Consider the following 13,427-nt stretch of genomic DNA (forward strand, 5'->3'; position numbering starts at 1 on the left):
CCAGCCTGGCCGTTGGATGTATTGAGTCGGAAATGCATTCATGTGTTACCCGACTGTGATGAACCACGGGCCGCACAGGAGTATAGGGCAGGAAGACTGAATTGAAGAGCAAGGACATTCACGCGACGACGCCGGCCACCGATCATGGGCATGCGGGGCCGCCCGCTTGCGTGCAGGTTCGTGGCGCGCGCCAGAATAACCTCAAAAATATTGACGTCGATGTACCGCGCGACGCCTTCGTGGTGTTCACCGGCATATCGGGCTCGGGCAAGTCATCGCTCGCGTTCGGCACCCTTTATGCCGAAGCCCAGCGGCGTTATCTGGAATCGGTTGCGCCCTATGCCCGTCGCCTGATCGACCAGGCCGGCGTGCCGGAGGTCGACGCGATCGACGGTTTGCCGCCTGCGGTCGCGTTGCAGCAGCAGCGCGGCTCGGCCAACGCGCGATCCTCGGTCGGCAGCGTAACGACGCTCTCCAGCCTGGTGCGGATGCTCTATTCGCGCGTCGGCGAATATCCGCGCCATCAACCCATGCTCTATGCGGAGGATTTCTCCCCCAACACGGTCGCGGGGGCCTGCGCGACCTGCCACGGCATCGGGCGCGTTTATGACGCGACCGAAGAAACGATGGTGCCCGACGACACGCTGACGATCCGGGAACGCGCAGTCGCCGCTTGGCCGGCGGCATGGCATGGCCAGAACCTGCGCGATATCCTCGTGTCGCTCGGCTATGACGTCGATACGCCGTGGCGCGATCTGCCGAAGAAGGATCGCGACTGGATTCTCTTCACTGAAGAGACGCCGACGGTGCCGGTCTATGCGGGCCTGACGCCCGAACAGACCCGCGTGGCGCTGAAGCGCCGCATGGAACCGAGCTATCAGGGCACCTTCACCGGCGCGCGCCGCTATGTGCTGGAAACCTTTGCTAACACGAAAAGCGCGCTGATGAAGAAGCGCGTCTCGCAATACATCATCGGACGCGCTTGCCCGACCTGCGACGGCAAGCGCCTGAAGCGCGAAGCCCTGTCCGTGAAGTTCGCGGGCCTCGACATCGCCGAGTTCGGCGATCTGACGATGTTGAAACTCCGGGACTTGCTCACGCCCGTCGCGCATGGCGAATATGGGGGCGCCGCGGCGGTCCCGAAGGGCCATGTCCTCGGCAAGGCGGCCCGCGATGCGGCGGTCGAACGGAGGGTCGCGGCAGGAGGTTCGGCGCACAAGAGCGCGCCCGACGTACGCCGCACGCCCAATCTCTCCGACGAGAAGCGGATCGCCGCCCAACGCCTTGCCTGCGAATTGATCGAGAGGCTGGACCCGTTGATCGATCTTGGCCTTGGCTATATTCCGCTGGACCGCAGCACGCCGACGCTCTCCTCCGGAGAACTGCAGCGCTTGCGGCTTGCCACGCAATTGTCGTCACAGCTTTTCGGCGTGGTCTACGTGCTTGACGAGCCCTCGGCAGGGTTGCACCCGGCAGATGGCGAAGCCTTGCTCACCATCCTCGAGCGTCTCAAGGCGGCGGGCAACTCCCTGTTCGTCGTCGAACATGATCTCGACGTGATCCGCCGCGCGCAATGGCTCGTCGATGTCGGGCCAGGAGCTGGGGAAAAGGGCGGTGAAGTCCTCTACAGCGGGCCGATAGAGGGGCTTGCCGACGTCGAGACTTCGATCACCCGCCGCTACCTGTTCGCAGAGCCGCTCCGCAGTGAGCGCACACCGCGCGATCCCAAGGGATGGCTACGCCTGGAAGGGATCAGGCGGAACAATCTCCATGGTCTCGACGTCGAGTTTCCCATCGGCTGCTTCACCGCTGTCACCGGCGTTTCGGGATCGGGCAAATCCAGTCTTGTCAGTCAGGCGCTGCCCGAGCTCGTCACGGGACACCTCGGCGGGTCCCCCGTGGCCGAGGAGGATATCGATCCGCTGCTCGATGTTGCGCAGAACGACACTGAAGGGCGTATTGTCGCAGGCATGGAGCATGTTCGCAGGCTGGTGCGGGTCGATCAGAAACCGATCGGCCGCACGCCGCGCTCGAACCTATCCACCTACAGCGGCATGTTCGACCATGTGCGACGGATCTTCGCTGATACGCCGCTCGCCCGCCGGCGGCACTACAGCCCGGGAAGGTTCTCGTTCAACGTCGCGCAAGGCCGCTGCCCAGTGTGCGAGGGCGAGGGATACGTCATGGTGGAGCTGCTGTTCCTGCCGAGCGTTTTTGCCCCGTGCTCGACCTGTCATGGCTCTCGCTACAACCCGCAAACGCTCGAAGTCGAATGGAACGGGCGCAATATCGCCCAGGTGCTCGAACTGACGGTCGACGATGCGTGCGATTTCTTCGCTGGCGAGGCATCTGTGATGCGCTCACTCGACGTGTTGCGGGAGATCGGTCTTGGCTATCTGCGGCTCGGTCAGCCGGCGACCGAGCTGTCTGGCGGGGAGGCGCAGCGCATCAAGCTGGCGACTGAACTGCAACGCGCTCAACGCGGCAACACGATCTACATCCTCGACGAGCCAACTTCGGGGCTTCACCCCTCCGATGGCGACCGGCTGATGCAACACCTGCAGGGTCTCGTAGACGCCGGCAATACCGTCATAGTCGTCGAACATGACATGCGCGCCATCACGCAGACGGACTGGATCATCGACCTGGGACCGGGGGCCGGGGAAGATGGGGGCCGTATCGTTGCCAGCGGCGTCCCTGGCGTCGTTGCGGAAGCGGAAGGCAGTCTCACCGCCCGCTATCTCAAGGCGGCGCTGTAGGTCGTAAATCTGGCCGAACGCACGTTCGATCAGGTGCATCTCGACCACACGTTGGAATGGGTCGAATCTGGAAGCGGGAGCTTGCGATGTGTCACCGCGGTTGACGCGGCTTAGGGTTTGAGTGTCCGTCAGATGCGCCGTGCTCGCGTGATACGCGGCGTGGCGGACGGCCAATCGCTGGCCATCCGCCACGCTTGCTTTGTGCGGACCTTCTCCAGGGAGAGGGCTCTCACATGGTTTCGTCGAAACGCCCCGCGCTAATTCCCTGCTTCCAGCGCTGCGCCCACACCTTCTGCGATTTCCTCAACGAGTTTGGCACAGAAGGCGGGCAAATCATTGGGATCGCGGCTGGTAACAAGGCCGTTGTCGACCACGACTTCCTCATTGGTCCATGCACCGCCGGCGTTCTCGATATCGACCTTCAGCGTCGGGTAGGACGTCAAGGTGCGACCCTTAAGCACGCCCGCCTCGATCAATGTCCAGGGTGCATGGCATATAGCCGCAACAGGTTTTTTCTGATCGAAGAAAGCCCGGATGAAACCAATTGCCTCGACGCTGCCGCGCAGCTTGTCGGCACCGACAGTCCCTCCGGGAACAACAAGTCCGTCGAAATCGTCGGCTTGCACCTCGGAAAACGTCTTGTCGATAGTATAGCTGGCGCCCTCGTCAAGATCGCTATTGACTGTGCGAGCCTCGCCCGGTTCAAAACCGACCACGGTCACTTCGCCACCAGCGTCCTCGACAGCTTGCTTGGGCTTCAAGAATTCTGGTTCTTCCGTCCCGCGGGGTGCGATCAGAATGGCAACCGATTTGCCTTCCAAAGTCATAATCTATTTCCTGTTCCCTCGAAGACTAAGGTCAGGTGCCCGGCTTGAGCACGACCTTCGTCCAGCCAACATCGCGCTCGTCGAAGTGCTTGTAGGCGTCTGGTGCCTGATCAAGCGGCAGTCGGTGCGAGATGATTTGGGCGGGATTGGCCCGGTCTTTCTCGATAAGCTTCATCAGTCGCCGGTTGTAGTGCTTTACGTTGCACTGGCCGGTGCCGATCTTCTGGCCCTTGAACCAGAAGTTGCCGAAGTCGAACGCCATCTTGCCTTCCTTCTGGAGATCGTCAGGTGCGTTCGGGTCTTCCGGAATGAACACGCCGACGACGCCGATTCCGCCGGTGGCCTTCGTGCTTTTGACGAGGCAGTTCATCGTGTAGTTGCTGCGCTCCTTGCCGTGGCGATCGCAACACTGATATCCGACCGCCTCGACCCCCCGGTCGGTCCCGAGGCCGCCGGTCGCGTCAAGGATCTGCTGGGCGGGATCGCCCTTGCGCATGTCGATCGGAATAGCACCCATCGCCTCGGCCAGTTTCAGACGGTCATCGTGAGAATCGACGACAAAGATCTGAGAGGCGCCGCGGATTTCCGCCGAGTGCGCGGCCATCAAACCGACCGGACCGGCGCCGTAGATCGCAATGCTTTCGCCAGGAAGGAAACCTGACAGTTCGACGCCATGCCACCCCGTCGGGAAGATGTCGGAGAGCATGACATAGTCATCCTCCTTCTCCTCAGCGTCCTCAGGCAGCTTCAGGCAATTGAAGTCCGCATAAGGGACGCGCATCAACTCGGCCTGACCACCTTGCCACGGACCCATCTCGGCAAAGCCATACGCTGCGCCGGCGGTTCCAGGGTTGGTCGTGAGGCAGAAACCCGTCAAACCGCGTTCGCAATTTTCGCAGAAGCCGCAACCAACGTTGAACGGCATGCACACGCGATCGCCCTTCTTGATGCGATCTACGGCAGAACCGACTTCGATGACCTCGCCAAGGTTTTCGTGGCCGAAGACCCTGCCCTTCTCGAAGCTGGTACGGCCTTCATACATGTGAAGGTCCGACCCGCAGATATTGGTCGTGGTGAGCCGGATGATAACATCGGTTTGCTTTTCGATCCTGGGATCGTCAATGGTATTAACAGAAACATCTTTGGGCCCGTTGTACACGACAGCTTTCACGGATCTTTCCTTTCGCAGCTCTTTTCAACGCGTCATCAGATCGGGAGCGTGGTCATGATCCTGTTCATAGCAACGGCGGAGGACTTGGCACCTTTCAAGTGATCGCAGTTTACTCAATCTTCCGCCACCGGAGAGGTTCCGTCGCGTTGGGGCCATCCTGAAATGGATTCACGGCCGCTTTCTGAATGACCGGGCCAGAACGGCCGAATAACGTGCTAAACGGAGGCGACCCGCGACGAGCGCGAGGCGCGCCCGCCGCTGTCGATTGAGCCGGCACCGCCGCGCCCGGCACCGCGCTCAAGGGCTCAGCCGCGCGCGAACGCCTGCGCCGCCGCCTCGGCCACGCCCTGGTCCTGCTTGCCGTTGCCGCCCGACACGCCCACCGCGCCGATCACCGTCTCGCCCTCCTTGATCGGCACGCCCCCGGCGAAGATCATCACCTTGCCGCCGTTGGAGGCATGGATGCCGTAGAAGTCGGCGCCCGGCTGGGCGAGCTTCGCCAGCGCCTTGGTCTCGACGTCGAACGCGCGCGCCGTCCATGCCTTGCTGATCGCGATGTCGACGCTGCCGCGCCACGCATCGTCCATCCGCGCGAACGCCAGGAGGCAGCCGCCCGCGTCCACCACCGCGATGTTCGACGGGCTGCCGATCCGCTCGGCCTCCGCGATCCCCGCATCGATGATCGTCCGCGCGTCGTTCAGGTCGAGTGTCTGGATGGTGTGCATGACGTGTCTCCGTGGCCAGTTCGGGGAAAACCGCTCAACACCGCCCCGCCTTCCCCCCCCCTGTCTGATGCGACGGTGGTATGAAGGTGTTGCGGAAGGGAGCCCGTCCCCCCGAGGGTCTGGAGCCCGATAGGGAGCAAGGGTCCCTTCCGCGTTGGTCACAACCCTGAACAGTTGCTTGGGACTGCTGATCCCGCACGACATGGACAGGAGCCTATACCATGCCACAAGCCGTCATCGGCTGCGACCTTTCGCGTGCCGTCATCGACATTTGCGAGCTGCCATCAGGCCGGATCGGGCAGATCGCCAATACACCCGAGGCCATCGCCGTCTGGCTCGACACGCTCGACCGCGACATCCGCCTCGTCTTCGAGGCGACCAGCGGCTGCGACGGCGACCTGATCGCTGCGCTGGCGACACGCGGCCATCCCTTCTCGCGCGTCAATCCGCGTCAGGCCCGCGAGTTCGCCAGAGCCACCGGCACGCTGGCCAAGACTGACCGCGTCGATGCCCGCGTGCTCGCGCAGATGGGCGGCGCTGAACCTGCCCGCTACCATCCCGCTCAGCCCTGCCCGTTCGCGCCTGGCCGATTTCCTGCGTCGCCGCAGACAGTTGGTCGACATGCGCAAAGCCGAAAAGCTGCATCGCCACAGCGCAGGTCAGCCCGAAATCGCACAAGCCATCGAAGCCATGATCGACCTGCTCAGCCAGCAGATCGCCACGCTCGACCGCCAGATCGCAGGCTTCATCGCCCAGGATCAGGCATTGGCCGAACAGGCACGCCTGCTGAACGCCGTTCTCGGCATCGGACCTACCGCCCTGGCCACCCTGCTCGGTGAACTTCCCGAACTCGGCACCCTCTGCCGCCGCAAGATCGCCTCGCTCGCAGGCCTCGCACCCCACGCCCGCGAGAGCGGGACATGGCGCGGCGTCAGGCGCATATGGGGTGGGCGACGCAAGGTCCGCGAAGCCCTCTACATCGCCGCCCTCAACGCTTCACGCCGTATCCCCGTCCTCACCGCCATGCGCGACAGGATGCGCGCCAAGGGCAAGGCGCCCAAGACGATACTCATCGCCGTCGCACGGCAACTCCTCGTCATCCTCAACGCCATGATCCGAAAGCGACAGCCTATCGCCCTCGGGTGAACATCACAGTTGCCCCCACGCGGGCGATGAGAGCGAAGCGCTAGGGTGCCGACTGCTCCCGCTATTTCGCGGCCAGCAGGGTGAACTTGTGAATCTGCGGCTGTTCGGAAAACAGTTCGTCCGCCTTGTCCATCAGTGCGGCGGCAACCTTGCCGTCAAGATGGGCCTGCCGATCCTCCTCCGTGTCGAACGTATCGAAGATCGAGTATGCACCGGGACCTTCCTCGATGGCATACCAGGTCAGAGTGCCCGGCTCAGCTTGAACGAGCGGCAATGCCGAGGTCAGGAAATCGGCGACATCGCGCTCCTTTCCGGGCTTGGCCTTCAGTGGAACATACAGGGCAAGTTTGGGCATAAATCACTCCTCAAGTGAAACGGACAGATATCATTCGGCAAAGTAACGGACGAGCGGGCCGGCACGTTCCCTATGAGGCGGAGCACACGCGGCCCCGCCTCCTCGTCGAAATCAGAACTGCTGTGCGGTCGGCCGGATGACGATCGCGTTGATGTCGACGTCATCAGGTTGTTCGACAGCGAACGCGATAGCACGCGCCACCGATGCCGCCGGGATGGCCTGCTTGTAGAAGTCCAGCACCGTCTCAGCAGCCGTACCCGACGTCGTGAACTTCAGGTCGCTCTCGACGGCTCCGGGCTCGATCGACGTGACGCGGACCTTCTCGCCCACCTCCTGGCGAAGACCTTCGCTGATCGCGCTGACGGCGAACTTGGTGCCGGAATAGACCGTGCCGCCCGGGGCGAAGACCTTGATGCCGGCGACCGAACTCAGGTTGATGATGTGGCCGCTGCCCTGCTCCAGGAAGCCGGGAAGAGCCGCGGCGATGCCGTAGAGCGTGCCCTTCAAATTGACGTCGATCATCTGGTCCCACTCGTCGGTGTTGACCTCGGCCATCGGACGGATCGGCATCAGACCGGCGTTGTTGATCAGTACGTCGAGACGGCCGAAGTCGGCGACGATCGCGGCGACGACGGACTGGACCGCCGACTTGTCAGTGACGTCAAGCGCATAGGCGCCTGCCGTTCCGCCGTTCTCGGCGATCTGCGCGACGACCTCGTCGAGCTTGTCCTTGCGCCGTGCGGCGATGGCCACCTTGGCGCCGCGTTCAGCGAGAAGCCGCGCGGTTTCCGCGCCGATACCGGTGCTGCCGCCGGTGATGAGAACAACCTTGCCTTCGATGCCTTTGGTCATGACTGTGTGTCCTTGATTTCAGATGTTGATTTTCCGCTGGATCGCGGCCCCGCGCCAGCGGTAGCCGCCGCGTGGATAAACGAGGCCAATAAGGCCCAGGCGAAGCGCAGGTGCCAACAGGCCGATCATCCGCAGCTCCTCTACGTAGAACGGTTGTGCCAGCAGCGCCGACCCCACCCATTCTTTAAGCTTGCCCATGGCAGCACCCTCAGGTCGCGGAGACGGGGTTGAGGACGAACGCGGCGCGCTCGGCCAGATCGCCGATCTCAGAGAGGTAGTTCTGGAAGTGGGGCGTCGCGCGGTGGGCGGCAACTGCATCCGCGTCCGCGTACAGCTCGTCGAGGACGAAGCGGTTCGGATCGCTCTGGTCCTGCCAGAGATCGTAGCGCAAATTGCCCGGCTCGGCACGGCTCGGCTTTAACATGGCGTCGAGCAGAGCGTGCAGGCGGTCGACGGTATCCGCACGGGCGGTGAGCACGGCGACGATCTTCACGTTGGCTGTCATGGCACCATATCCTGTCCTGGTTATATCCGAAGCGGGGCGCATCCTGAGCGCCCCGCCCGTCATCCTGGTACTCACGCAGCGGCGCGATCGAGGGCTTCGATCAAAGCGTCGGCCATGGCTTGGTCCGACGCCGGATTCTGACCCGTGATCAGCTCCCGGTCCACGACGACATTCGAAGCGAAGTTCTTGTCGGTGACAGAGACGTCGCCACCGGCCGAGCGCAGCGCCTTTTCCATGTCGAAGAAGAGCTCGCCCTTCAGCACTTGCTCCTCGGCGATCTTCTCCTCGCTCGCCGAGAAGACGGTCATGCGGTAGCCCGAGTAGATCCAGTCTCGCGCCAGGTCGGCCGCCCCGGCGTCATCGCCTTCCTCCAGCGCCTTGCGGAAGGCCGGAGCATCGTCGAGCGTAGCGACAACGGCTACCGGTCCGTGGCAGAGGAGCGCGGTCGGCTTGGCCGCCATGTGGAAGTGACGGAGGATCGTGCCCGCGTCGTGGTCCTGCATCAGGTCGACGACGGGAGCGTGGCCGCCCGGCACGAACACTCCGACGAAGCCGTCCAGGCCGCCCTCGACGACAGAGCGCAAGCCGCGGACGTCGTTCATCGCCGGGTGGCTGGCAAAAAAGTCCTTGGCGCGCTGGAATGCCGTCTCATCGCCGCCAAAATGATCAACCGAAACGGAGACGGCGTCGATGTGTGGCTTGGCCCCATTGGGCGTGGCGAGAACAATATCATAGCCGGCGTCGAGCAGAGCCAGCGCGGGGACCGCCGTCTCGTTGAGATACTGACCGACCGTCGCGGTACCACCGCCACGCAGACCGATCTGCGTCGCGTTCGATCCAAGAACGAGAACCTGTCCCTTGCTCATCTGAACCTCCATGTTCGCGGCGTCCGTCGCCGATGGATGAGAAATGGGCCTTGTTGACATATTCTAGAAGTTTATCTTCTTGATTTCAGATATAAGTATGACAGTATAACTGCGTGCGCTATGATCTGAACCTGCTGCCGATCTTTGTCGCGTTGATGGAGGAGCGCAGCGTCACGCGGGCCGCCGAGCGCATGGGCATGACACAGCCCGCCCTGTCTAACGCCCTATCGCGTCTACGACTAATGCTTCAGGACCAGCTGTTCGTCCGCGAGCGCTACGGCATCCAGCCGACCCCAATCGCGCTAGAACTCGCGCCGCTGATCGCCGAGGCACTTGCCCAGCTCGACGACGCGGTCCTCGGTCAGCAGGCCTTCGACCCCGCACAGGCCGAACGCCTCTTCACCATCGCGCCGAACGGCTATGTCGAATTCGTCCTCGTCCCCGCGGTCGTGGCGCGACTGCAGAAAGTCGCACCCGGCATTAAGCTCCGCCTGACCCCCTACGGCAACGATCTCGTTGAGACGGGCGTCGTGTCGGGCACGACGGCGCTCGTGCTGGGCCGCATCGTTGACCCGCCCGACAACCTCGTCGTCCAGCACCTGATGGACGAGGGGCTCGCCTGCGCCGTCCGCGCCGACCATCCGGACGTCGGCGATGCCATGACGCGCGAGCAGTTCGAGACGATGAAGCACGTCAACATCGTGCCGCCCGGACGGATGCGCGCCGGGCTCTTCCAGGCGCTGGCGCAGCAGCAGCTAAAGCGCGACGTCGCGATCTCCGTGACCAACTTCTTCGCGGTCGCGGAGATGGTGGCGGTGACCGACTATTGCGCCACCTTGCCCTCGCTCATCTGCAGGCGGCTGATGCACGACCCTCGGCTGAAGATCCTGCCGGCCCCGGTCGACCTCGGCAGCTTCCCCGTCGAGATGGCCTGGCACGTCCGCTACCGGCACGATCCCGCACACCGCTGGCTGCGGACGCTGATCGGCGAGGTCATCACCGATCTCAAGGGAAAGACGGCAGCGGCAGCCACGCCGTCGCCAGCCTGAGGGACGCTGTCGGACCGGCAACGGCGGTTGTGCATATCCCCCGACTCACCAAGTATCGCTATATAGCCTCTGAAACGACAGGACTTATCATGCGCGCAGTAGCTTATCAGCAGCACGGCACGATCGATCGTGCGGAATCGCTCGTCGACATCGAGCTTCCCGATCCCGTAGTCACTGGGCGCGATCTCCTCGTCGAGGTGAAGGCCGTCTCGGTAAACCCGGTTGATACGAAGGTCCGCAGCGGCTCGGGTCCGATCCGCGGCGACTGGCGTGTGCTGGGTTGGGATGCCGCTGGTGTCGTTCGTTCCGTCGGCCCGGACGTGAACGACTTCAAAGCCGGGGACGAGGTGTTCTACGCGGGCAGCATCGGCCGCGATGGGACTAACGCCGAGTTGCACCTGGTCGATGAGCGCATTGTCGGGAAGAAGCCGGCCAGCCTCGATTGGGCAGAGGCAGCGGCGTTGCCGCTGACGGCGATCACCGCGTGGGAGGCCCTCTTCGAGCGATTGTCCGTGCGTACTCCTGTAGCCGGTGCAGCACATGCGCTGTTGATTGTCGGGGGTGCTGGCGGGGTAGGCTCGATGGCAATTCAGCTTGCTCGCCAAGTACCCGAGCTGATCGTCATTGCGACGGCCTCGCGCCCTGAAACGCAGGCCTGGGTGGGTGAGCTCGGTGCGCACCATGTCATCGATCATCGCCAGCCGCTGGCTCGGCAAGTGGCGAATTTGGGCATCGGCGCGCCGGCTTTCGTCTTCTCGACCACGCACACCGACGAGCATATCGAGCAGATCGCCGAGCTGATCGCCCCGCAGGGACGTTTTGCGCTCATCGACGACCCCAAGACGCTCGATGTCGTACCGTTCAAACGCAAGTCGGTGTCGACCCACTGGGAGTTTATGTTCACCCGGTCCATGTTCGAGACCGCTGATATGGAAACGCAGGGTCAGATTCTGTCGGCCATCGCCAGCCTCGTGGACGCCGGTGAGGTGCGCACCACCCTCACCGAACGGTTCTCCCCCATCAACGCCGCGAACCTCAAGCGCGCGCACCAGGCGCTTGAGAGCACTACCGCACGCGGCAAGATCGTCATCGAGGGTTGGCAGTGATGCGGTTCACGCTCACTCAACGTCCGTCGCGCCCGCGGCCCCCGCTGCACCAACTGAAAGGGACCAAGCCTCGGCGTTATTGATGCCAGCCACGTGCGGTTGTGGGCGTCGCTTTCGCTGGGTCACTGATCTACAATCGTAAAAGACCGTGATGGTTCGAGATAGCAGACGCGGTCCTCGGGTGAAAACTCGGGACGTCTGCTAGCTCGACATCTCACCAATCGGTGCCAAGAGCGGGGAGTGCTTCGGCTAAGAAGTCAATCCACGCCCGCGTCTTGGCGGCGGGGCGCCGCGTCGGGTGTGTGATGGCATATGCCGCTCCCAGCATCATAGGCGGCTCGTCCAGCTCAAGCTCGCTCAATTGGCCGGCGCGAAGCGCCTCTGCCGCAATAAAGCGTGGCCCATAGACCAGCCCTTGGCCCGCGATGGCCGCGCGAACCAAGGCCTCGCCATTGTCGGAACACATCGATCCTGAGATCGGCACCTTGATCGTCCCGTCTTTGCCGAACGCCCACGATGTCGTTCCTGCAAGCGACGCGTTGGTGTGGCCCAGACAATCGTGATCGCCGAGATCGGCCAGGCGGGTTGGCGTTCCCCGCCTCGCCAAATAAGAGGGGGCGGCACACAACACGACGCGCATCGCCACGAGCTTGCGGGCAAGAAGCGCACTGTTGGCGAGGCGCCCGATCCGTACGGCGACATCCCAACGTTCTTCCAGCAGGTCGACGTAACGATCGTTGAAGCTCAGTTCGATCGTCACCTCGGGATGACGTGCGGAGAAAGCAGGGATGAGTGAGGCAAGGTGCAGAACGCCGAAGGTGGCGGGCGCACTGACGCGCAGCAGCCCCTGCGCGGTGATCGAGCGCGACGATGCCTCCGCCTCGGCTTCTCCGATCTCCATCAGGATACGTTCGGCCTTTTCGAAATAGTCCGTGCCTGCCTCGGTCAGCGACAGCCGACGCGTCGAGCGCTGGACCAGCGTGGTGCCGAGCCGCGCTTCGAGGGCGTCTAGGTGCTTGGCCGCCATCGCCGGCGACATGTGCAGATCGCGTGCGGCAGCAGAGATGCCACCGAGCCTGATCGCCTTTACGAACACGTCCATACCCGTCAACCGATCCGCCATGATTTCCTACCCGTGGTTGAAGCTGACTCTTCTACGTGGCAGATTATCATTGCGCGATAGTGGGCACATATCCCGGTCAACAGATCGAACAATGATCCAGGCGGCTTCCGTGGCGCCTGCACCGGAGTGTATGACCATGAGCGTCCAGCCTACCTACTTCATCCCGCATGGCGGCGGCCCCTGCTTCTTCATGGACGATCCGCGCGGCGTGTGGAGCGGTATGGAAGCGTTCCTGCGCAGCTTGCCGGATGCGCTCGCCGAAAAGCCTAAGGCTATCCTCGTCGTCTCGGGACATTGGGAGACGGACGGCTTTGCCTTGACCGGCGCCGAACGGCCCGAGCTGATCTACGACTATTACAACTTCCCGCCCCATACCTATCAGCTGCGCTACGACGTACCAGGCTCGCCCGCGCTCGCCGCCCGTGCCGCGGCCCTGCTCAAGGATGCGGGCATCCCCTCGTCTGTCGACGCGAAACGGGGCTTGGATCACGGCGTGTTCGTGCCCCTCAAGGTGGCCTTTCCGGATGCCGACATTCCGCTGATCGAGATGTCCGTCGAGCGGGGGCTGAACCCGGCCCTCCATGTCGCTGCCGGGCGCGCCCTCGCGCCGCTGCGTAAGGAAGGTGTGCTGATCCTGGGTTCGGGCATGAGCTTCCACAACATGCGCGCCTATGGCGACCCGCGCTCGACGCCCGGCTCGCAGGCGTTCGACCAGTGGCTGGCCGAGAGCATGGAACTGGATGGTGCGCAGCGAGCCGAGCGTCTGGCGCATTGGGCCGATGCGCCATCGGCGCGGTTCGCCCATCCGCCCGCCAAGGAGGAGCATCTGCTGCCCCTGATGGTCGCGGCCGGCGCGGCCGAAGGCGAAGGCGCCCGGGTCTATGCCGAGGAAGTGCTGTCGACCGCCATCTCGGGTTTCCGTTTCAACTGATCTCACCGCGTC

General features: G+C 63.4%; 14 protein-coding genes and 1 pseudogene. 6 read left to right on the top strand and 9 right to left on the bottom strand.

The genetic code is table 11. From position 1 onward, the window contains the following. The first annotated feature begins 101 nt into the window (after positions 1-101). Positions 102-2,759 (top strand): excinuclease ABC subunit A, encoded by a 2,658-nt coding sequence (locus ACM61V_RS20615; protein WP_419714646.1) that lies wholly within the window; start codon positions 102-104, stop codon positions 2,757-2,759. Positions 2,760-3,016: 257 nt separating this feature from the next. Here the strand turns inward: ACM61V_RS20615 and ACM61V_RS20620 are convergent, their stop codons facing one another. The 3 genes from ACM61V_RS20620 to ACM61V_RS20630 form a co-directional block, all read right to left on the bottom strand. Next, positions 3,017-3,586, bottom strand: coding sequence for a type 1 glutamine amidotransferase domain-containing protein (locus ACM61V_RS20620; protein ID WP_419714647.1), 570 nt, complete (start codon positions 3,584-3,586; stop codon positions 3,017-3,019). Positions 3,587-3,617: 31 nt separating this feature from the next. Continuing rightward, positions 3,618-4,757: a glutathione-independent formaldehyde dehydrogenase gene (locus ACM61V_RS20625; RefSeq protein ID WP_419714648.1), complete on the bottom strand. Its 1,140-nt coding sequence runs from the start codon at positions 4,755-4,757 to the stop codon at positions 3,618-3,620. A gap of 305 nt (positions 4,758-5,062) precedes the next feature. After that, on the bottom strand, positions 5,063-5,482 hold the full coding sequence (locus ACM61V_RS20630; protein WP_063690229.1) for a GlcG/HbpS family heme-binding protein: 420 nt from the start codon (positions 5,480-5,482) through the stop codon (positions 5,063-5,065). A gap of 221 nt (positions 5,483-5,703) precedes the next feature. Between ACM61V_RS20630 and ACM61V_RS20635 the strand changes: the two are divergent. After that, positions 5,704-5,991, top strand: a pseudogene (locus ACM61V_RS20635) (IS110 family transposase); the annotation flags it as partial. A 112-nt stretch (positions 5,992-6,103) separates the two neighbouring features. Then, positions 6,104-6,628 (top strand): transposase, encoded by a 525-nt coding sequence (locus tag ACM61V_RS20640; protein WP_419714708.1) that lies wholly within the window; start codon positions 6,104-6,106, stop codon positions 6,626-6,628. A 61-nt stretch (positions 6,629-6,689) separates the two neighbouring features. Here the strand turns inward: ACM61V_RS20640 and ACM61V_RS20645 are convergent, their stop codons facing one another. The 5 genes from ACM61V_RS20645 to ACM61V_RS20665 form a co-directional block, all read right to left on the bottom strand. After that, entirely contained in the window at positions 6,690-6,983 is a 294-nt protein-coding gene (locus ACM61V_RS20645; RefSeq protein ID WP_063690226.1) for a putative quinol monooxygenase, read from the bottom strand. A 111-nt stretch (positions 6,984-7,094) separates the two neighbouring features. Further along, a complete protein-coding gene (locus ACM61V_RS20650) occupies positions 7,095-7,835 on the bottom strand; it encodes an SDR family oxidoreductase (protein ID WP_419714649.1) in 741 nt (246 codons plus the stop codon). Positions 7,836-7,853: 18 nt separating this feature from the next. Next, entirely contained in the window at positions 7,854-8,033 is a 180-nt protein-coding gene (locus ACM61V_RS20655; protein ID WP_066781563.1) for a hypothetical protein, read from the bottom strand. A gap of 10 nt (positions 8,034-8,043) precedes the next feature. Continuing rightward, positions 8,044-8,340: a putative quinol monooxygenase gene (locus ACM61V_RS20660; RefSeq protein ID WP_419714650.1), complete on the bottom strand. Its 297-nt coding sequence runs from the start codon at positions 8,338-8,340 to the stop codon at positions 8,044-8,046. A 71-nt stretch (positions 8,341-8,411) separates the two neighbouring features. Further along, a complete protein-coding gene (locus ACM61V_RS20665; RefSeq protein WP_419714651.1) occupies positions 8,412-9,206 on the bottom strand; it encodes a type 1 glutamine amidotransferase domain-containing protein in 795 nt (264 codons plus the stop codon). Positions 9,207-9,319: 113 nt separating this feature from the next. Between ACM61V_RS20665 and ACM61V_RS20670 the strand changes: the two genes are divergently transcribed. Both ACM61V_RS20670 and ACM61V_RS20675 read left to right on the top strand, forming a co-directional pair. Continuing rightward, complete coding sequence (locus tag ACM61V_RS20670) at positions 9,320-10,255, top strand: LysR substrate-binding domain-containing protein (protein ID WP_066781565.1); 936 nt, start codon at positions 9,320-9,322, stop codon at positions 10,253-10,255. Between the two features lie 89 nt (positions 10,256-10,344). After that, a complete protein-coding gene (locus ACM61V_RS20675; protein WP_419714652.1) occupies positions 10,345-11,361 on the top strand; it encodes a zinc-binding alcohol dehydrogenase family protein in 1,017 nt (338 codons plus the stop codon). Between the two features lie 214 nt (positions 11,362-11,575). Here the strand turns inward: ACM61V_RS20675 and ACM61V_RS20680 are convergent, their stop codons facing one another. Then, positions 11,576-12,484 carry a LysR family transcriptional regulator gene (locus ACM61V_RS20680; RefSeq protein WP_419714653.1) on the bottom strand — a complete coding sequence of 303 codons (909 nt, stop codon included), beginning with the start codon at positions 12,482-12,484 and terminating at the stop codon, positions 11,576-11,578. 91 nt (positions 12,485-12,575) lie between these two features. Between ACM61V_RS20680 and ACM61V_RS20685 the strand changes: the two genes are divergently transcribed. Continuing rightward, positions 12,576-13,415, top strand: coding sequence for a DODA-type extradiol aromatic ring-opening family dioxygenase (locus tag ACM61V_RS20685; protein ID WP_419714654.1), 840 nt, complete (start codon positions 12,576-12,578; stop codon positions 13,413-13,415). The last annotated feature ends 12 nt before the right edge of the window (positions 13,416-13,427 follow it).

The organism is Sphingomonas sp. TX0543, from assembly GCF_048565505.1.
Classification (GTDB): Bacteria; Pseudomonadota; Alphaproteobacteria; order Sphingomonadales; family Sphingomonadaceae; genus Sphingomonas.